This window comes from Crossiella cryophila, assembly GCF_014204915.1.
Classification (GTDB): Bacteria; Actinomycetota; Actinomycetes; order Mycobacteriales; family Pseudonocardiaceae; genus Crossiella; species Crossiella cryophila.
The window spans coordinates 1000835-1019080 of sequence record NZ_JACHMH010000001.1 but is presented as its reverse complement, the minus strand read 5'-3'; the positions used below and the strand labels follow the sequence as shown (position 1 = coordinate 1019080).

Annotated in this window: 17 protein-coding genes; 7 read left to right on the top strand and 10 right to left on the bottom strand. The window is 72.7% G+C overall.

The annotated features are described in order from the left end of the window. The first annotated feature begins 112 nt into the window (after window positions 1-112). Complete coding sequence (locus tag HNR67_RS04885; protein ID WP_185000925.1) at window positions 113-1015, top strand: ROK family protein; 903 nt, start codon at window positions 113-115, stop codon at window positions 1013-1015. A 6-nt stretch (window positions 1016-1021) separates the two neighbouring features. On the opposite strand, the gene HNR67_RS04880 is transcribed toward HNR67_RS04885, so the two are convergent. Then, a complete protein-coding gene (locus tag HNR67_RS04880) occupies window positions 1022-1732 on the bottom strand; it encodes a TetR/AcrR family transcriptional regulator (protein WP_185000924.1) in 711 nt (236 codons plus the stop codon). A 93-nt stretch (window positions 1733-1825) separates the two neighbouring features. Here HNR67_RS04880 and HNR67_RS04875 point away from each other — a divergent pair, with 93 nt between their 5' ends. Both HNR67_RS04875 and HNR67_RS04870 read left to right on the top strand, forming a co-directional pair. Next, window positions 1826-2374: an SCP2 sterol-binding domain-containing protein gene (locus tag HNR67_RS04875; RefSeq protein WP_185000923.1), complete on the top strand. Its 549-nt coding sequence runs from the start codon at window positions 1826-1828 to the stop codon at window positions 2372-2374. Window positions 2375-2387: 13 nt separating this feature from the next. Next, window positions 2388-3599, top strand: coding sequence for an acyl-CoA dehydrogenase family protein (locus tag HNR67_RS04870; RefSeq protein ID WP_185000922.1), 1212 nt, complete (start codon window positions 2388-2390; stop codon window positions 3597-3599). A 97-nt stretch (window positions 3600-3696) separates the two neighbouring features. On the opposite strand, the gene HNR67_RS04865 is transcribed toward HNR67_RS04870, so the two are convergent. Next, window positions 3697-4449: a DUF2470 domain-containing protein gene (locus HNR67_RS04865; protein ID WP_185000921.1), complete on the bottom strand. Its 753-nt coding sequence runs from the start codon at window positions 4447-4449 to the stop codon at window positions 3697-3699. 116 nt (window positions 4450-4565) lie between these two features. Between HNR67_RS04865 and HNR67_RS04860 the strand changes: the two genes are divergently transcribed. After that, complete coding sequence (locus HNR67_RS04860; RefSeq protein ID WP_185000920.1) at window positions 4566-5666, top strand: hypothetical protein; 1101 nt, start codon at window positions 4566-4568, stop codon at window positions 5664-5666. Here the strand turns inward: HNR67_RS04860 and HNR67_RS04855 are convergent. The 6 genes from HNR67_RS04855 to HNR67_RS04830 form a co-directional block, all read right to left on the bottom strand. Further along, window positions 5663-6835, bottom strand: a complete 1173-nt coding sequence (locus HNR67_RS04855) for a VWA domain-containing protein (RefSeq protein ID WP_185000919.1) — start codon at window positions 6833-6835, stop codon at window positions 5663-5665. The two genes, HNR67_RS04860 and HNR67_RS04855, sit on opposite strands and share 4 nt — an antisense overlap. Further along, a complete protein-coding gene (locus HNR67_RS04850) occupies window positions 6832-9069 on the bottom strand; it encodes a DUF5682 family protein (protein WP_185000918.1) in 2238 nt (745 codons plus the stop codon). The genes HNR67_RS04855 and HNR67_RS04850 overlap by 4 nt, the downstream gene beginning before the upstream one ends. Then, complete coding sequence (locus HNR67_RS04845; protein WP_185000917.1) at window positions 9069-10163, bottom strand: ATP-binding protein; 1095 nt, start codon at window positions 10161-10163, stop codon at window positions 9069-9071. Before HNR67_RS04845 ends, HNR67_RS04850 begins: the two co-directional genes overlap by 1 nt. Further along, a complete protein-coding gene (locus tag HNR67_RS04840; RefSeq protein ID WP_185000916.1) occupies window positions 10160-11575 on the bottom strand; it encodes a DUF5691 domain-containing protein in 1416 nt (471 codons plus the stop codon). The genes HNR67_RS04845 and HNR67_RS04840 overlap by 4 nt, the downstream gene beginning before the upstream one ends. Beyond that, the gene (locus HNR67_RS04835; protein ID WP_185000915.1) at window positions 11572-12870 is read right to left on the bottom strand and encodes an SWIM zinc finger family protein; all 1299 of its coding nucleotides are present in this window, start codon (window positions 12868-12870) and stop codon (window positions 11572-11574) included. Before HNR67_RS04835 ends, HNR67_RS04840 begins: the two co-directional genes overlap by 4 nt. Before the next feature lie 84 nt (window positions 12871-12954). Then, window positions 12955-14142 (bottom strand): homogentisate 1,2-dioxygenase, encoded by a 1188-nt coding sequence (locus HNR67_RS04830; RefSeq protein WP_185000914.1) that lies wholly within the window; start codon window positions 14140-14142, stop codon window positions 12955-12957. 69 nt (window positions 14143-14211) lie between these two features. Here HNR67_RS04830 and HNR67_RS44115 point away from each other — a divergent pair, with 69 nt between their 5' ends. The 3 genes from HNR67_RS44115 to HNR67_RS04815 are packed head-to-tail and all read left to right on the top strand — an operon-like array spanning window position 14212 to window position 16948. Continuing rightward, window positions 14212-15102 carry a hypothetical protein gene (locus HNR67_RS44115; RefSeq protein WP_185000913.1) on the top strand — a complete coding sequence of 297 codons (891 nt, stop codon included), beginning with the start codon at window positions 14212-14214 and terminating at the stop codon, window positions 15100-15102. Beyond that, window positions 15099-16292 (top strand): fumarylacetoacetase, encoded by a 1194-nt coding sequence (gene fahA, locus HNR67_RS04820; protein ID WP_185000912.1) that lies wholly within the window; start codon window positions 15099-15101, stop codon window positions 16290-16292. Before HNR67_RS44115 ends, fahA begins: the two co-directional genes overlap by 4 nt. Window positions 16293-16300: 8 nt before the next feature. Beyond that, window positions 16301-16948: an IclR family transcriptional regulator gene (locus tag HNR67_RS04815; RefSeq protein ID WP_185000911.1), complete on the top strand. Its 648-nt coding sequence runs from the start codon at window positions 16301-16303 to the stop codon at window positions 16946-16948. Window positions 16949-16954: 6 nt separating this feature from the next. Here the strand turns inward: HNR67_RS04815 and HNR67_RS04810 are convergent, their stop codons facing one another. Further along, complete coding sequence (locus tag HNR67_RS04810) at window positions 16955-17434, bottom strand: DUF1203 domain-containing protein (RefSeq protein WP_185000910.1); 480 nt, start codon at window positions 17432-17434, stop codon at window positions 16955-16957. Window positions 17435-17476: 42 nt separating this feature from the next. Further along, complete coding sequence (locus HNR67_RS04805) at window positions 17477-18082, bottom strand: TMEM165/GDT1 family protein (RefSeq protein WP_185000909.1); 606 nt, start codon at window positions 18080-18082, stop codon at window positions 17477-17479. Window positions 18083-18246 lie beyond the last annotated feature (164 nt).

Sequence of the window (18246 nt, the reverse complement as noted above, 5' to 3'; positions counted from 1 at the left end):
GCGGCCGTCATACTGTCTACAGTGGACAGTATGACGGCCGCTTCGCCGTGTGTGGATGAACCTGTGGAATCTGTGGACAAGTGATCATGCGGGCCTGTGGATGGAGCAACCGATGAGCGATCTCGCGCTGGCCGTCGACGTGGGCGGCACCAAGATCGCCGCCGGTCTGGTGGACGGCTCCGGCACTCTGCTGCGCACCGCCCGCCGACCCACCCCGGCGCACGATCGCGAGGCGGCCTGGACCGCGGTCACCGAGGTGATCGAGGAAGCGCTGTCCGGGCCGGAAGGCGCGGCGGTGCGCGGGATCGGCGTCGGCTGCGCGGGACCGGTGGACACCACCAGGGGCACGGTCAGCCCGATCAACATCAGTGGCTGGCAGGACTTCCCGCTGCGGGACCGGATCAGCGCGCTGCTGCCCGGCCTGCCGGTGGCACTGGCCGTGGACGGCGCCTGCACCGCGCTCGGCGAGCACTGGGCAGGGGCCGGTCAGGGCACCGACTTCATGCTGGGCATGGTGGTCTCCACCGGGGTCGGCGGCGGACTGGTGCTGGGCGGGCGGCCCTTCGGCGGGCGCACCGGCAACGCGGGCCACATCGGGCACGTGGTGGTCGAGCCGGACGGCCACCCCTGCACCTGCGGCGGACGCGGCTGCGTGGAGACGGTGGCCGGTGGCCCGCACCTGTCCCGCTGGGCCCGCGAGCAGGGCTGGACCGGCCAGGACACGGTCGCACTGGCCGCGGACGCGCGCGCGGGCGATCAGCTGGCGCTGGCCGCCTTCGAGCGCGGCGGGCACGCGGTCGGCCTGGCCATCGCCGCCGCGGCCGCGGTCTGCGACCTGGACCTGGTGGTCATCGGCGGCGGGGTGGCCGCGGTCGGGCCGCTGTTGTTCGACCCGATCCGCCGCTGCCTGGACACCCACGCCGGCCTGTCCTTCCTGGCCGGCCTGCGGGTGGTCCCGGCCACCCTTGGCGGGGACGCGGGCCTGGTCGGCGCGGCCAGGCTGATCAGCGGCTGAACCGGCTCAGGCGCTGACCTCGTCGCTGCGCTGCAACCCGGCGTCCTCGGCCTGCGACGGCCGCCAGCCGGTGCCCTGCACCAGGTTGCCGAAGCCCATCCAGACCAGGTTCATCAGCCGCCCGGACATCGCCTTGGGCGTCTCCTCCGGGTGGTCCAGCCACCAGTCGGCCAGCGATTCGCCCGCGCCGACCAGCCCGGCGGCCAGCGGCTCGGTCTGGCCCTCGGCGAAGGAACCCACGCCCTGGGCCTGGGCCGCGTGCTCCAGCAGCAGCCCGATCACCGAGATGGCCCGCTTGCGGCCAGCGGTCAGCTCGGCCGCGAACGGCTCGCCCTGGGTGCCTGCCTGCCGGTGCAGCACCCGCCAGGAGTCCCGGTTGTCCGCGACGAAGGCGAAGAAGCCCTGGATGCCGCGCCAGAGCTGCTCGCGCGGCGGCAGGCTCTCGTCCACCACCCCGGCGATCGCCTCCACCAGCCTGGTCGCCTCCCGCTGGATGCAGGCGGCGAACAGCTCCTCCTTGGCGCCCAGGTAGGCGTAGATCATCGGCTTGGAGATCCCGGCGACCTCGGAGATCTCGTCCATGGACGCGGCGTGGTACCCGCGCTGGGAGAACACCGCCACCGCGGCGTCCAGGATCTGGCGTTCCCGGACCGCCCGTGGCAGTCGTTTCGCGCGCGCGGGTCGGTCGCCGTTGGACTCAGCCCGGTTATCGGTCATTGGCACCCCCGTTGACGTGACAGGAAGGGTACTCTTGCCAGGGAACCTACTCGAAAGTAGAGTTACTCGTCAGTAGGTAAGCGGGAGGTTTTGATGACGAACAGCGATCCGATCGCCGCCCTTGCCGAGGTCGATCCGAAGAAGATCAGCAAGGAGGAGTTCGTCTCGCTCCTCTCCGCCGCCTCCGAGGTGGCCAGCAACGGGGGGACCGTCGACCTCAGCTCGATGGACCCGCAGACCTTCGCGCGGCTCATCTCGCGGGCGTCCAAGGACCAGATCGAGGCCGTGATGGCCCGGCCCGAGCTGCGGGTGCGGGTGCTGGACGAGGTGTTCCGCCGGATGGAGGCGCACTTCAAGGCGGAGAAGGCAGGCACGGCCAAGGCGATCGTGCACTGGCGGATCCAGGCCGGCGAGGACTTCGAGCGCTACGAGACGGTGATCGCCGACGGCGCCTGTTCGGTGAACAAGGACAACCAGGCCGAGCCGAGGGTGACCGTGACGCTGTCCCCGGCCGAGTTCCTCAAACTCGCCTCCGGCAACGGCTCCGCCCCGGTGATGTTCATGACCGGCAAGATCAAGGTGAAGGGCGACCTGGGGTTCGCCGCGGGCCTGTCCAACCTGTTCAGCATCCCCAAGGCGTGAGGGAGTAGCACCGGTGACCTTCTCACTGGAACTGAACGAGGAACAGCGCGATCTCCGTGACTGGGTGCACGGGTTCGCCGCGGACTCGGTTCGGCCAGCCGCCGCCGAATGGGATGAGCGGGAGGAGACGCCCTGGCCGCTGATCCAGGAGGCGGCCAAGATCGGGCTGTACAACTTCGAGTCGCTGGCCACCTTCTACGCCGACCCCACCGGGCTCTCCCTGCCGATCGTGCTGGAGGAGCTGTTCTGGGGCGACGCGGGCATCGGCCTGGCGATCTTCGGCACCAACCTGGCGGTGGCCGGGATCTTCGCCGCAGGCACGCCTGAGCAGTTCGTGGAGTGGGTGCCGCAGTGCTTCGGCGAGGTGGACGACCCCAAGGTGGCCGCGTTCTGCTCCTCGGAGCCGGAGGCCGGTTCGGACGTCTCGGCCATGCGCACCCGCGCGGTCTACGACGAGGCCAAGGACGAGTGGGTGCTCAACGGCCAGAAGGCCTGGGCCACCAACGGCGGCATCGCCAACGTGCACGTGGTGCAGGCCGTGGTGGACAAGGAACTGGGCTCCCGGGGTCAGGCCGCCTTCATCGTGCCGCCCGGCACCAAGGGCCTGGTCGCCACCAAGAAGATCAAGAAGCACGGCCTGCGTGCCTCGCACACCGCCGATGTGTTCCTGGACGACGTCCGGGTGCCCGGCAGCTGCCTGCTCGGCGGCAAGGACAAGCTGGACGAGAAGCTGGCCAGGGCCAGGGAGGGCAAGAAGGGCGGCGCCCAGGCCGCGATGAAGACCTTCGAGCTGACCAGGCCGCCGGTGGGCGCGATGGCCATCGGCATCGCCAGGGCGGCGTATGAGTACGCGCTGGACTACGCCAAGCAGCGGATCACCTTCGGCCGCCCGATCATCGAGAACCAGTCCATCGCCTTCACCCTGGCCGATATGAAGATGGAGATCGACGCGGCCCGGCTGCTGGTCTGGCGGGCGGCCTGGATGGGGCGCAACGAGGCCAAGTTCGAGGCGGCCGAGGGCTCGATGTCCAAGCTGAAGGCCGGTGAGGTCGCGGTCTGGGCGACCGAGCGGGCGATCCAGATCCTGGGCGGCAACGGCTACACCCGCGAGCACCCGGTGGAACGCTGGCACCGGGACAGCAAGATCTTCACCATCTTCGAGGGCACCAGTGAGATCCAGCGCCTGGTGATCGCCCGGCAGATCTCGGGCATGCACATCCGCTAGACCCCGGTCCGGGAGGACGTGGCCCCCTCCCAGGCCGAACCACGAAGCCCGGCTTCCCGGCAGGAGCCGGGCTTCGTGCTGTGCGGGGTGCCGGGGTTCAGTCGCTGTGCAGGGAGGCCATGAACGGGCAGCCGACCAGGCGGCGCAGTTCCAGGGACAGCTCGTGCTGGGTGGTCACCGACTTGGAGAAGGCCAGCCGCACGTCGTGGTCGCCGTCGGCCGCCTCCACCCGCAGCCGCAGCCCGAGCCGGTCCAGCCCCAGCGGCCGCACGTGCCCGCCCTGCAACTGCTCGGGGATGTGCCGGGCGAGCAGGTCCACCACATCGCGGTGGGACAGCTCCAGGTGCCGCAGCCAGTCGTCCTCCATGAGGCAGAACGGGTCCGGCTCGGCCTTGGTGTACTCCTGCGGGGTCAGCGAGCAGGTGCCCTCGGCGTCGGCCAGCACCAGCGAGGCAGGCACGAGACGCAGCATGGTCGCCCCGTGCCCGACGTCGAGCAGCCGGGGATCCGGCCTGGTCACGGCCACCGACAGGGCTTCGGCGCGGGCCCCGCGCTCGTCCAGCGCCTGCAGGAAACCGGTGATCCAGAGCAGTCCGCGCACCGGCTCGCGCAGCCGCACCGGCGCCGGGTCGGTCAGCTCGACCATGGCGGTCAGCTCCCCGTGCGGGGCCTGCCAGGCCAGTCCGACCAGCTCGTGGTCCTCATCGAGCAGCAGCGAGGTCGACCCGTCCGCGTGCACGTGGTGCAGCAATGGCTCCACCCGCGGCGTCTCCCCCTCCACCGCGGGCATCAGCACTGCCTTGCCGCCTCGGACACCCATCGTCCTGGCCCGCTCTGCGGCCCCAGGCATCGGTGGGCGACGACTCTTGGTCTCCACGGATCACCTCCAACTTAGGCAAGGCTAACTTGAGTTGGGGTTGGAGGAAAGTCAACCGACCGAGCGACGTCGGTCTCTATCCTTGGCCGGTGCAGCCCATCCCGCCCGCCGTGGTCGCCCATCCGGTGACCGACCGTCCCGCGATCGAGGACCCGCGCGCCGCGGCCGTCCAGACCTACTTGCGCAACTTGCTCATCACGCCGGTGCTGGTGATCGTGCTGGCCGGGGCGGTGTGGCTGCTGTTCACCGTGGTGGACCTCCGCACCGAGGCGCTGCAGGTCGTGCTGGGTCTCCTGCTGCTGCTCGTGGTGCTGCTGCTGGGCATGCTGATCCGGTACGGGCCGGTCATGCGGGGGAGCCGGGACCTCATGCGGGCGGAACGCTGGCGTCCGGTCCCGGTCACCGTGCTCGGCGTGACCGCCCGCCACTTCCTGGTGGAGGCCGACGGTGCGTGCCTGCGCTTCCCCGAGGTGCGCGGCCGGGTCGCGCACCGGGTGGCACAGCGGACCGGCAGGCTCTGGCTGGTCGGCCCCTCCTCCGCCGGGGCCGTGGTGGCCATGCTGGACGGGTTCGGGGTGCCGTTGTCCGGCCGCCGGGTCGAGCGCCCGGCCGGCCTGACGCCGCCTGCCGCGGAGTCCTTCGGCAGTGCGGGTGTCGCGGGCGATGATCCGCTGGTCGCGGCGTGGGCCGAGATGTCCAGCCGGGCGGTCCGGTACCGGGTCTGGCCGCATCTGGGCGCGTTCGCCTTTGTCGCGCTGCTCTTCCTCGGCGCCTGGCTGACCCAAGGGGCGGAGACGATCTTCGGCGTGGTCTGCCTGGTCGCGGTGGTCGCCTTCTTCCCCATCCAGCTGCGCAGGCACAACGCGGCCAAGCGCCGCTACCAGCCGTGGACCAGGCTGCCGGAACTGCTGCGGGCTGGCCCGTGGCAGCCGGTCGGCATCTCGCTGGCCCCGTGGCAGCCCGGCCGGGACGGGCACGCCAACGCGCACGGCGTCATCCGGCTGGTCAACGGCACCGACCTGAACATCCAGCTCCGCGACGCCAACCTGGACCTGGTCGGCAACATCCAGCAGGTCCAGGGCCTGTGGATCGCCGGAGACCCGGTGCCCGGCAAGCTGTTCGCGGTGGGCTACCCCGGCTTCCCGATCCTCGGCCTGGCCACCTTCGAGCCGGGCATGCGGCCGGTCTAGGCCCCCACCTGGATCCCCTCCGACTCGGCCCACGCGGCCACGTCCTCCTTGCGCAGCGCCGTGGCCAGCAGGTCGGGGAACAGGTCAGGGGTGCAGGCGAAGGCGGGTGCGCCCAGTGCGGAGAGCTGGGCGGCCAGTTCGTGGTCGTAGGCGGGTTTGCCGCTGTCGGACAGGGCCAGCAGCACCACCACGGTCACCCCGCTGGCCACCAGGTCCCGGACCCGGCGTTGCAGTTCGCCAGCCACACCGCCCTCGTACAGGTCGCTGATCAGCACCAGCACCGTGTCGGCCGGGCGGCGGATGTGCTGCTGGGCGTAGGCCATCGCCCGGTTGATGTCGGTGCCGCCGCCGAGCTGGGTGGCGAAGAGCAGGTCGACCGGGTCCTCGAGTTCCTCGGTCAGGTCGGCGATCTCGGTGTCGAAGACGACCAGCCGGGTGTGCACCGCGCGCAGCGAGGCCAGGGTGGCGCCGAAGACCGCGGAGTAGACCACCGACTCGGCCATCGAGCCGGACTGGTCGACCAGCAGCAGCACGTCCTTGAGCGCCGAACTGCGGCTGCGCCGCTGGGCGCCGATGAGCTGGTCCACCACCACGGTGCGCTGGACGGGCTGGTAGTTGCGCAGATTGGCCCGGATGGTGGCATTCCAGTCCACATCGGACAGTCGCGGCCTGCGGGTGCGCCGCGACCGGTCCACGGCGCCGGCGACCGCGGCGATCAGCCGTTCGGCCAGCCGCTGCTCGATCTCCTCGACCACCTTGCGCACCACCAGCCGCGCGGTCTCCCTGGTGCGTGCCGGGATCGCCCTGGACAGCGAGACCAGGGTGCCGACCAGCCGCACGTCCGGCTCCACAGTGGACAGCAGTTCCGGCTCCAGCAGCAGCTTGGTCAGCCCGAGCCGCTCCACCGCGTCCCGCTGCATCACCTGCACCACCGAGGCAGGGAAGTAGGTGCGCACATCGCCGAGCCAGCGGTGCAGCACCGGCGCGCTGGAGCTGAGCCCGCCGCTGCGCTTGCCCTCGCTCTCGCCGGGCATGCCCTGCCCGCCACCGCCGTAGAGCGCGGTCAGCGCCGCGTCCCGGCGCCGGTCGTCGGCGTCCAGCTCGCCCAGCTCGTTCGCGGCCGGGCCCAGCAGCAGCCGCCAGCGGCGCAGTCGTTCCGCCTCGCTCATCGGGTGCCCGCCCTCCGGTACAGCTCACGCACGAATCCGGTCAGCCGCTCGGCCCGCCCGGGGTCCCAGTCGGTGTTGGCGACCGCGGTCCGGCCCGCGCCCGCGGCGATCCGCTCGGCCAGGGTGCGGCGTTCCGGACCGCTGAAGGTGCCCACCGCGCGCCGCAGCAACGGCAGCGCGTCCTCGAAGTCCTCGCCGGCCAGTCCGGACAGCCAGCCGTCCACCAGGCCCAGCAGCCGGGTGTCCGCGGCCAGCAGCGCGGCCGAGCCGTGCAGGAACCCGGCCACGAACGCGGCCGCGGCGCCGGGGACGCCGCGCAGCGAGACCGCGCGGTGCAGCCGGGCCGCCACCGCCTCGGTGTCCAGCCGCCCGGACTCCCACAGCAACCGGCAGGCCCGCCCGGTGGGCAGCCCGTGCCCGGCCTTGGCCGGATCCCGCGCGCCCAGTTCGACCAGCCGCCGCAACGCCTCCCACCAGGCCGCCGCGTGCTCCTCGTCCGCGGCCAGCCGCACCGCCTCATGCGCTCCGTCCACAATGGACAGCGCGTGGCCCGCGGTCTCCTCGTCGATGTTCAGGCAGGCCATCGGCAGCCCGACCGCACCGCGGGCGAGCAGCCCGTGCAACGCGGTGCGCAGCAGTTCGGGATCGGTGTCCCTGACCGAGCCGTAGCGGACCGTGCGGGCCAGCGCGGGCAGTGCGGTGAGCAGTTCGATCGCGTCGGTGGCCGCCGCGGCGCACCGGTCCAGCCCGGCCCGCGCGGCCAGCACCGCCGCCGGCAGCTCCGCGCCCACCGCGACGTCGAGCACCTGGGCCGCCTCGGCCACGCTGGGCAGCTGGGCGGACTCGGTGACCAGCACCTGGGTCGCCGCGGCCTCGACCGTGGTGCCGTGCCGGGCCGCCGCGGCCAGCGCCACCGCCAGGCCAGGGTCCCAGCGCAGCGTCCAGCCCTCGGTGAAGGTGCCCAGCCCGCCGGTCTCCTCCGGCTCGCCCCAGTGCACCTCCAGCACCCGCAACCGCCGCAACAGCTTCGAGCGTTCCCGGTCGGTGTCCTTGCGCAGGTCCAGCCGCAGGTTCCGCTCGGCGGCCTCCGGGGGCAGCCGCAGCCGCCGCTGCAACCGGGCCACGTCCGCGGCCAGTGGCGAGCGCGGCACCTTGTCCCCGACCGCGCCCAGTTCCTCGCCGACCACCAGGCGTTCCCGCACCAGCTTCAGCCCGGTGTCGTCCCCGCCGCAGAGCACCGCCAGGGTCGCCTCGGTGACCTCGGTCAGCCCGGCCGATGGCCGCCCGCGGATCGCGGCCAGGGTCTCGGCCAGCCGCACCGCCTCCACCGCACTCGCCGTGGAGGCCGGCAAACCCTGATCCCGCAACACCTGCGCGGTCCTGGCCAGCCAGCGCGGCAGCACGTCCCCGGCAGGTGCCCGCTCCCACAGGTGCGCGTACCAGCCCGGCGAGTCCACCCCGGCGCCGTAGCCGGAGGTCGCGGCCAGCCGCCCGTGGCTCCACGGCACCCAGCTGCCTGCCACCTTCAGCTTCGGCTGCCCGCGCAGCAGCGCCGCGTCCCCGGTGGCGGCCGGAAGCTGTTGCAGCGCGGGCACATGCCATGCGCCGCAGACCACCGCGATCGGCCCGTCGGTGTCCTTGAGCGCCTTGCGCAGGTTCTGCCGCATGGCCGCCTCCCGCCGCAGCGTGTGCTCGTCCACGGTGTCGGCGAACTCCTCGCGCAGCGCGCCCATCGCCTCGGCGACCGCCTCGGCCAGGCCAAGCGGGTCCGCGGCGGAGTGCTCGACCACGTCCTCCCACCAGCGCTCCGGATCGTCGAACCCGGCCGCCTCTGCCAGCACCGCCAGCGGATCGACCAGCACCTTCTTCTCGGCGGACTCAGCAGGCGGATTCACCGCCCTGGCCAGCGACATCGCCGCGGGCAGGTCGAAGAAGCGCACCGCGGCGCCGTGTTCGGCGCCCCAGCTCAGCGCCTGCCACTCGGGGGAGAAGCGGGCGAACGGCCAGAACGAGGCGCTGGCCGGATCGGCCTCGTCGTGCAGCAGCAACGCCACCGGCGGCGTCAGCTCCGGCACGTGCGCCAGCAGCGCGTCCCCCTCCGGCGGCCCCTCGATGAGGATCACCTTGGGCGCCAGCGCCTCCAGCGCCGCGCGCACCATCCGCGCCGAGCCGGGGCCGTGGTGCCGGATGCCGAGCAGGGTGACCCGCTCGGGCAGGGACTGGGTTCGGGCCATCAGACGCCGAGTTCCCGGCAGGCGCGGTAGAGGTCCCGCCACTCCTGGCGTTCCTTGACCACGGCCTCCAGGTACTCCTGCCACGCGGCCGCGTCCGAGACCCGGTCCTTGACCACCGCGCCGAGCAGCCCCGCGGCCAGCTCGTCCGCGCCGATGGTGCCGTCGCCGAAGTGCGCGGCCAGCGCCATCCCACTGGTCACCACCGAGATCGCCTCGGCGGTGGACAGGCTGCCGCTGGGCTTCTTCAGCTGGGTGCGGCCGTCCGCGGTGCCGCCGTTGCGCAGCTCGCGGAAGATCCGCACCACCCGGCGCACCTCGGCCAGCGAGGGCGGCTCGGCAGGCAGCTGCAGGGCGCGGCCGAGCTGGGCCGAGCGCTGCGCGACGATCGCCACCTCGGCGTCCTCGGTGGCGGGCGGCGGCAGCACCACCGTGTTGAACCGCCTGGCCAGCGCGGCCGACATCTGGTTGACCCCGCGGTCCCGGTCGTTGGCGGTGGCGATGATGGTGAACCCGGCGATGGCCTGCACCTGCATGTTCAGCTCCGGCACCGGCAGCGCCTTCTCACTGAGCACGGTGATCAGCGAGTCCTGCACCTCCGAGGGCATCCGGGTCAGCTCCTCGATCCGGGCCACCGCCCCGGTGCGCATCGCGCGCAGCACCGGCGAGGGCACCAGCGCGGCCTCGCTCGGGCCCTCGGCGATCAGCCGGGCGTAGTTCCAGCCGTAGCGGATCGAGTCCTCGCCGGTGCCGGCTGTGCCCTGCACCACCAGGGTGGAATCACCGCTGACCGCGGCCGCCAGATGCTCGGACAGCCAGGACTTGGCCGTGCCAGGCACACCGAGCAGCAGCAGCGCCCGGTCGGTGACCAGGGTGCCCACCGCGACCTCCACCAGCCGCCGGTCGCCGACGTACTTGGGCGTGATCACGGTGCCGTCCGGCAGCTTGCCGCCGAGCACGTAACGCACCACCGCCTGCGGGGACATCCGCCAGCGCGGCGGGCGCGGGCGGTCGTCCGCGGCGGCGACCGCGGCCAGTTCGGCGGCGTACTGCTCTTCGGCGCTGGGGCGGAGTGCGCCGCCGGTCTCGGTCGTCACGCCGGGTCCTTCCGATCGTCGAGCGCACGGAACAGTTCGGTGCGCAGTTCCAGTACTGAGTGTTCGGCGCCGTGCTCCGGCCAGCGCTGGCTGATCAGCGGCCACTGCTGCGTCAGCACGCCCAGGTCGCCCCGGCGCATCAGCAGTTCGGGCGGGTAGCCGGGCCGCCAGCGGCGGTCGCTCATCTCGGCGTAGCGGGCCAGCACCGCCCTGGTGGTCTCGGCGGGCCACGGGCCGGGCAGCGCGGAGCAGGCGTGGTCGAGCACGTCGTAGTTCCACCGGCCGACCAGCCCGGTCAGCGCCCGCGCGGCCAGGTCGGTCGGCAGCTCGCTGAGGATGTCCAGCAGATCGGCCTGGGAGAGCACCTTGGCCACCGCGGGCAGCCAGCGCAGCGGATCGGTCGACCGCGGCAGCGCGGCGGCGATCCCCTTGAGCAGCATCGGCGCCCACGGCGAGCCGCGCAGCAACCGTTCCGCGCCTGGCCCGAGCAGTTCGGTGAACAACTCCGGCGGCACCCCGCTGGCCGCGCCGAGCAGCCGCCCGCTGACCCCGCTCTCCAACGTGCCTTCCCGCAACAGGTCGCGCACCTCGGCCGGATCCGGCTCCGCGCCGTAGGGGCCGTCCTCGCGCACGGTCAGCTCGTCCCTCGACACCTGCAGCCCGGCCCGCAACCGGGTCGCGGACCGCTGGGACAGCGCGGATCCGGGCAGCAGCCGCAGCAACCGCACCGCCTCGTTGTGCACCGCACCGGCCCGGTCGTCCAGCGCGGACTCCAGCAGCGGCTCGTCAGCGGCACTGAGCCCGTCGGCCAGCGCGGTGATCAGCAACCGCCGGTCCCCGGCCCGCCACAGCCCGGACCAGCCCTGCGCGATCAGCTGCCGTACCCCGGCCGGATCGGACAGCCGGGCCCAGCGCAGCCCCGCCTTGCGTTGCGGCAGCGGCAGGTCGAGCAGGTCGTTCAGGTCCTCCAGCCGGTCCGGCGTCTCCGGCGTGCCCGCGGCCCAGGACCAGGACGGCCGCATCCCGGCCAGCCAGCGCCCCCGCCCGCCGAGCACCTCGACGATCTCCGGCCGGCAGCCGGTGCGCGCGGTCCCGGCGGCCAGCAGGTCCGGCAGCGCCCTCGGCGGCGCGATCCGGCCCGCCCTGGCCACCGCCAGGCACCACTCGGTGAGCAGGTGCGCGTCCTCCCAGGCCAGGATCTGGCTCAACAGCGCGGCAGTGCGGTCCGGGGCGGCCGGTCTGGTCTCCACCGGCGCGGGCGCGAGCAGTTCGATGCCGCCGCTGCGCGGTCGCGCCGCGCCGTGCCGGGCCAGCCCGAACGCGGCGCAGTCGGCCAGCAGCTCCTGACTGTCCACAGTGGATCGAGTGGCGCCGACCAGCAGCCGCTGCACGGTCTCCAGCCACGCGCTCACGTCAGCACCACCGGCGCCTGACCCGGCGCGGCGACCGCGCCCAGGGTCAGCGTCCACCCGTTCCACAGGCACACCGCGTCGAACGGCCCGCCGCCGTGCAGGGCCAGCGCCCGGTCCACCGCGCTGTCCTGGCGCACCGGCAGCCACCGGTCCTCGGCGTCCACCAGCCCGTGCTCGTTACCGGCCACGCCGAGCCGGACCTGTTGGCAGCCCAGCGGATGCCGACGCTGCCAGGGATCGGCCACCAGTGCGGGCTCCAGCCCGGCCAGTGCCGAGGTCCAGTCCGCGGGCAGCTCGATCGCCCCGGCCGCGTGCACCTCACCCATGTCCCCCACCGACATCCGCCGCGGCAGACCCGCTGGGTAGGGGTGCAGCGTGCCCTCGAACTCCCCGCCCAGCGGCAGCGCGGGCATCAGCCCCGGCCCGCCGAGCACGCCGTGCCGCTGCACGGTCACCCACTCCCGCCGCTGCCTGGCCCAGGCCCACTGCTGCACGGTGCGGATCCGCCCGTCGTCGGAATCCCGCAGCAGCAACGTCACCCAGTGATCCGTCCAGCCCTGCCCGGCCCGGACCTCCTCCTCGCGCACGGTGAAACCCAGCCGCCGCCGCACCACCCCGGCCAGCTCTTCCGGCGGATCCGGCGCGATGGTGGCCAGCAGGTGCAGCCCGCCGATCCGGTCCGCGGCGATCTCGGCCCAGTGCCGCCCGCCCGCGCGCACCACCGCGGACAACTCGGTGATCGACTCGGCCAGTCCCGGCGCCTTGGCGTCCACCATCCGGGCCGCCGACACCCGCCACCACTCCGGCTCCCGCGAGGGCAGCCCGGCGATCCCGCCGGTGGCCAGATCGGCCAGCCACTCGCGCAACCCGGTCACCCCGGCCTGCACCGCCGCGGCCCGCTTGGCCGCGGTGCGCGCGCTGGCCGCCGCCCGCCGCTGCACCGTCTCGGCCGAGGGCGCAGGCTCCACGGACACCCCTCGGGTCTCCCGCCTGCCCAGCCACTCCGCGGCCCAGGGCGGCGGCACGCCGGGCTCGACCTTGTCCAGCGCGTGCAGCAGCTGCACGGCCAGCGCGTGCTTGCACGGGAACTTCCGGGACGGGCAGGAGCACCTGGCCGCGCGGTCGGTCAGGTCGACGCACACCTGGTACGGCTTCGCGCCGCTGCCCCGGCACAGCCCCCAGAGCAGCCGGTCGTCCCGCCCCAGCCAGTCCCAGCCGGCCAGGGCGGTCAGCTTGGTGGCGCTGGCCACGACCTGCTGGTCGGGCGCCAGTGCCAGCACCGCGTCGACATCCACGGTGGCAAACCCTATGGCCCCGCCCTGACAGTCCGTCCCCCTCCGCACACGCTGCGAAAGGGAACGGACCGTATCCGTTTCAGGTCAGCTCCAGTCGGGTCCGCGCCTGGCCCAGGACCAGGCGTAGCGCGGGTCCTCGCAGTCCTGCGCGGCCTCACCCAGCTCCAGCGGCCGGAAGGTGTCCACCATGACCGCGGTCTCGTCGAAGTAGTCCGCCCCAAGGGACGCCTCAACGGCCCCCGGCTGCGGTCCATGAGTGCAGCCGGAGGGGTGCAGGGACATGGACCCGAGGCCGATCCCGGAGCCCTTGCGCGCCTCGTAGTTCCCGCCGACGTAGAACATCAGCTCGTCGGAGTCCACGTTCGCGTGGTTGTAGGGCACCGGCACCGCGAGCGGGTGGTAGTCGACCTTGCGCGGGCAGAACGAGCAGACCACGAAGTTCGGGCCCTCGAAGGTCTGGTGCACCGGCGGCGGCTGGTGCACCCGGCCGGTGATCGGCTCGAAGTCGCGCACGTTGAACGCCCACGGGTACAGGCAGCCGTCCCAGCCGACCACGTCGAACGGGTGGTTGGCGTAGGTGAACCTGGTCAGCCCGGAACGGTGCCGGACCAGCACCTCCACGTCGGTGCCCTCGACCAGCAGCGGCTCGGTCGGCCCGCGCTGGTCCCGCTCGCAGTAGGGCGCGTGCTCCAGGAACTGGCCCTTGCTGGACAGGTAGCGCTTGGGCGGCCCGATGTGCCCGGTGGCCTCCAGCACGAGCAGCCGCAGCTGCTCAGGGCCGGTGGGCACCACCCGGTAGGTGCAGGAGGTCGGGATGACCACGTAGTCGCCGTCGGCCACCGCCAGCGGCCCGTAGATGGTCTCGATCACCGCGGCGCCGGTCTGCACGTAGAGCAGCTCGTCACCGAAGGCGTTGCGGTAGAGCGGGCTGGCCGTGGTCGGCGCGGTGAAGCAGATCGCGACGTCGGCGTTGCCGAAGAGCAACCGCCGCCCGGTGACCGCGTCCACCTCGGCAGGCGCGTCCCATTTCAGGTCCTGGGTGCGGAAGTGCCGTGGCTTGAGCGGCTGGTTGGCCGTGGTCGTGCCCCGCCATTCGGCCACGACCTCGGCGTTCACGATCGCGGTCGGCAGATGCCGGTGGTAGAGCAGGGCCGAGTCGGAGGAGAAACCCTCCACGCCCATCAGCTCTTCGGCGTAGAGCTTGCCGTCCGGATCGCGGAACTGGGTGTGGCGCTTTCGGGGGATCGAACCCACCGCGCGGTAGTAAGGCATTGCTCCCTCCGGGTGTTCGGAGACCGGACATTTTTGTTCGGTTCCGTGGACACCACTAGCGTGTCAGCCGTGTCAAGCGTCGCTGAGCTCCGTGCGCCCGGTCCGCGCGGTACACCGCCCCTGCTCGCAAGGCTGGTCGACGACGCGGCGTTGTTCCCGCCGGGCAACGCCCCGATGGCGGACGCGCTGCGCAATCACCTGCAGGCCAGGACCGAGTCCTGGTCCGGTGTGGTCGGTCTTTTCCTGTGCAACGCCTCCCGGCTGCCCGAGCTGATCACCGAGCTGATCAAGATCAAACCGGTGAAGCCGGTCGGTCTGTCACTGGTGATCGACACCGGCCTGAGCGCGGTGCCCAAGGCCATCTCCATCGTCGAGTCCCGCACCGAGCTGCTCGCCCTGCGCATGGTCGAGATGCCCGCGCCGTCGGAGGTCGACGACGTGTGGCTGGAACGCGTCTCGGAGTTCGTGCCAGAGGACGTCATCCGGGTCATCGAGCCACGCCGCCCCAGCCAGAACACCGAGGCCGGGACCAGCAGCGAATGGCTGGACAGCGTGCGCGGCGTGGCCGAGCACGGCAGCTGGCCCAAGCTGCGCTGCGGCGGCCAGACCCCGGAGGCGTTCCCGAGCATCGACGAGGTCGCCGACTTCCTCAGCGTGGCCAGCACCACCGGTGTGCCGTTCAAGGCCACCGCCGGGCTGCACAACGCGCTGCGGCACCGCGACGAGGAGACCGGGTTCAACCACCACGGCTTCCTCAACCTGCTGGTCGCCACCGCCCGCACGCTCTCCGGCAAGGACGCCCGCGAGGCGCTGGCCAGCGACGACCCCGAGGCACTCGCCGAGGAGGCCAAGGCACTGCCGGAGGCGGCCGCGCACGCCGTCCGCGGGGTGTTCGCCTCCTACGGCTCCTGCTCGCTGACCGAACCGGTGGAGGACCTGGAAGGGCTGGGCCTGTTGTGAGCTGGATCAAGGACCCGGCCTTCACGGCCCAGTCGCCATTCGGCCCGCAGACCCTGCCCTACGGCGTGATCGACGCGGGCTCCGGCCCGGTGGTGGCGGTGCGGGTGGGCGACCACGCGCTGCCGCTGCGCTCACTGGACCTGGGAGCCCGCCTGAGCCCGCTGGTGGCCGGTGAGTCCCTGGATGACCTGCTGGCCGCCGAACGGCCGCTGTGGAGCGAACTGCGGGCCCGGCTGACCGAACTGGTCCAGCTGCCGGCCACCCCGGTCGGCGCCGACCTGCTGCCGCTGAGCGCGGTCCGCTCGCTGCTGCCCTTCCGGGTCGGCGACTACGTGGACTTCTACTCCTCGCGGCACCACGCGGAGAACGTCGGCCGGATGTTCCGCCCCGACGGCGACCCGCTGCTGCCCAACTGGACCCACCTGCCGGTCGGCTACCACGGCCGGGCGGGCACCGTGGTGGTCTCCGGCACCGACGTGGTCCGCCCGCACGGCCAGAGCCGCCCGCCAGGCGCGGACGCGCCGGGGTTCGGCCCGAGCAAGCGGCTGGACATCGAGGCCGAGGTCGGCTTCGTCTGCGGCGGCCCGGTGGCCTCCAGGGTGTCCACCTCGGCCGCGGCCGAGCACCTCTTCGGCGTGGTGCTGCTCAACGACTGGTCCGCCAGGGACATCCAGGCCTGGGAGTACGTGCCGCTCGGCCCGTTCCTCGGCAAGTCCTTCCTGACCTCGATCTCGGCCTGGATCACCCCGCTGGAGGCGTTCAGCAACGCCCGCCTGCCCACCCCGGCCGCGCCCAACCCGCTGCTGGACTACCTGGTCGAGGACCAGCCGTGGGGCCTGGACCTGCGCATCCAGGTGAACTGGAACGGCTCGCTGGTCGCCGAACCGCCGTTCGCTGAGATGTCCTGGTCGGCCGCCCAGCAGCTGGCGCACATGACGGTCAACGGCGCCACCGTGCGACCGGGCGACCTGTTCGGTTCCGGCACGGTCTCCGGTGCGGACAAGCGCCAGCGCGGTAGCTTCCTGGAACTGTCCTGGGGCGGCAAGGAACCGGTCACCCTGGCCGACGGCACGGAACGGACCTTCCTGGCCGACGGCGACACGGTGGTGCTGACCGCCACCGCGCCAGGGCCCGATGGTTCGCTGGTGGGCCTGAGCGAGGTCGCCGGAACCGTGGTGAGCGGAGAGTAGGGAGCGGTATGGGAGCGGTGCCCGGAGCGGCCAGGGAGAGTTCCCTCACCCTGGAGCGCGGGCTCGCCCTGCTCCAGGCGGTGGCCGACGCGGACACCGAGGCCCCCAGCATCAGCGACCTGGCCACCGCCATCGGCGCCAGCCGAGCGGCCATCTACCGGCTGCTCGGCCCGCTGCAGGCCCGCGGCCTGGTCCGGCGCGAGGGCTCCAGGGTCCGGCTCGGCCTCGGCGTGCTGCAACTGGCAGGCCGGGTGCTGCCGCAGCTGCGTTTCGCCGCGCTGCCCGCGCTGCGCGGCCTGGCCGAGAAGATCGGCGCCACCGCGCACCTCACCGTGGTGCACGGCAACGAGGCCCAGGCGGTCGCGGTGGTCGAACCCTCCTGGACCGCCTACCACGTCGCCTACCGGGTGGGCACCCGTCACCCGGTACAGCGCGGCGCCGCGGGCAGAGCCATCCACCTGCCTGCCGAGGGCCCCGAGTGGGTGGCCAGTTCCGGCGAACTCCAGGCGGGCGCGCACGGCGTGGCCGCCCCGGTCCGCGGCGTGCCCGGCCTGCAGGCCAGCGTCGGCGTGGTCTCCTTCGAGCCACTCAAGGCCGACGAGGTGGGCCCGCACGTGGTGGCCGCCGCGGCCGCGGTCGCCGTCGCGCTGCGCTGAGTTCGCTCACGCGACGTCCCGGCACCGCCGGACCTCGAAGTGGAAACAACCGAATTCCACCGCGCGCACGTGCACGAGTGCGATGTCCGGATCCCCGAACATCTCGGCCAGCACGCATTCGGCGACCTCGCCCGGCTGGACCAGCCGCCCGCCCAGGATCCGCCCATTCCGCTTGTACGCCCGATAAACCCGGGGCGCCTTCCGATGCTCGTCAGGGAAACCCTTGTCCACCGGCCCACCACAGTCCGCGGCATGGATGAAAATCGGGCCCGACTCCAGGTAGGGGCCGGGATCGGCCCCGGTGTCGGCCACCCAGCCACCCAATGGCGCATAGGACACCAGCGCGATTTCCTCGCCCGCCTTGGCCCGGCCAAGACAACACCGCAACGGGCTGCCGCCCTCTTCGTCAACGAGTAGTTCGGCGCCTTCCTGGGCGCGCAAAACCGCCAAAGTCTCCGGCGGAACAGCCAAGATCTCGAATCCCATATCGCCAGCCTCGCCGTCCTGCCCGGCGAAGTCCGGCGGAAATCAGCCGCCGAACACGGCCTGCCCGGCGGCCAGCAACGCGAACACGGTGAACACCCCGCCCGCGACCCGCTGGATCAGGTGGGTGGGCAGCCGGTGCCGCACCTTCCGCCCGACCAGCACCGCGATCGCGGCCACCGTCACCAGCGCCAGGAAGGCGCCAAGGCCGACCTCCAGCGGTGCGGCGTAGCGGGCGGTCAGCGCGGCGATGGCCAGCTGGGAGGCATCGCCCCACTCGGCCGCGAACAGCACGCCGAAGGAGGTCAGCGTCGCCCGCCAGGCCGGGACCTCCTGCTCACCGGCGCCCGCCGCGTCGTCCTCGCCCTGATCCACCTTGCGGAAACCCTCGCGCAGCAGCATGAACGCGCCGATGCCGAACATCAGCGCGACCACCGCGGCCACCAGTTGCGGTGGCAGCAGGGTCAGCGCGCTGCCGAAGGCGACCGCGATCACGCACTGCACCGCGAAGGCCGCGGTGACCCCGATGAACACCGGCCAGGCCCGGTACCTGGTGGTCAGCACCAGGGTGGCGATCAGCGTTTTGTCCGGCAGCTCGACCGGTAGCACCAGCGCGAACGCGGCGCCCAGCGCGAGCAGGGAGAACGTCATCTGCCTGGGTCCCTCTCCGTGGATTCGACCCAGACGGAGGCAGGATGACTCCGACCGGGCATGGTCAACCCGGCCGGAGGTCTCGTTCGCCCACGGAAACCGTGGGTGAGGGACCGGAACGCCGCAATGGGCGTTCAGTATGTCGATCACCTCGCCGAACCACC

Bases quoted from the DNA above. Each gene is read 5' to 3' on its own strand.
- HNR67_RS04885 (WP_185000925.1), top strand. From the start codon at position 113: ATGAGCGATCTCGCGCTGGCCGTCGACGTGGGCGGCACCAAGATCGCC.
- HNR67_RS04880 (WP_185000924.1), bottom strand. From the start codon at position 1,732: ATGACCGATAACCGGGCTGAGTCCAACGGCGACCGACCCGCGCGCGCG.
- HNR67_RS04875 (WP_185000923.1), top strand. From the start codon at position 1,826: ATGACGAACAGCGATCCGATCGCCGCCCTTGCCGAGGTCGATCCGAAG.
- HNR67_RS04865 (WP_185000921.1), bottom strand. From the start codon at position 4,449: ATGCCTGGGGCCGCAGAGCGGGCCAGGACGATGGGTGTCCGAGGCGGC.
- HNR67_RS04855 (WP_185000919.1), bottom strand. From the start codon at position 6,835: ATGAGCGAGGCGGAACGACTGCGCCGCTGGCGGCTGCTGCTGGGCCCG.
- HNR67_RS04850 (WP_185000918.1), bottom strand. From the start codon at position 9,069: ATGGCCCGAACCCAGTCCCTGCCCGAGCGGGTCACCCTGCTCGGCATC.
- HNR67_RS04830 (WP_185000914.1), bottom strand. From the start codon at position 14,142: ATGCCTTACTACCGCGCGGTGGGTTCGATCCCCCGAAAGCGCCACACC.
- HNR67_RS04815 (WP_185000911.1), top strand. From the start codon at position 16,301: ATGGGAGCGGTGCCCGGAGCGGCCAGGGAGAGTTCCCTCACCCTGGAG.
- HNR67_RS04810 (WP_185000910.1), bottom strand. From the start codon at position 17,434: ATGGGATTCGAGATCTTGGCTGTTCCGCCGGAGACTTTGGCGGTTTTG.
- HNR67_RS04805 (WP_185000909.1), bottom strand. From the start codon at position 18,082: ATGACGTTCTCCCTGCTCGCGCTGGGCGCCGCGTTCGCGCTGGTGCTA.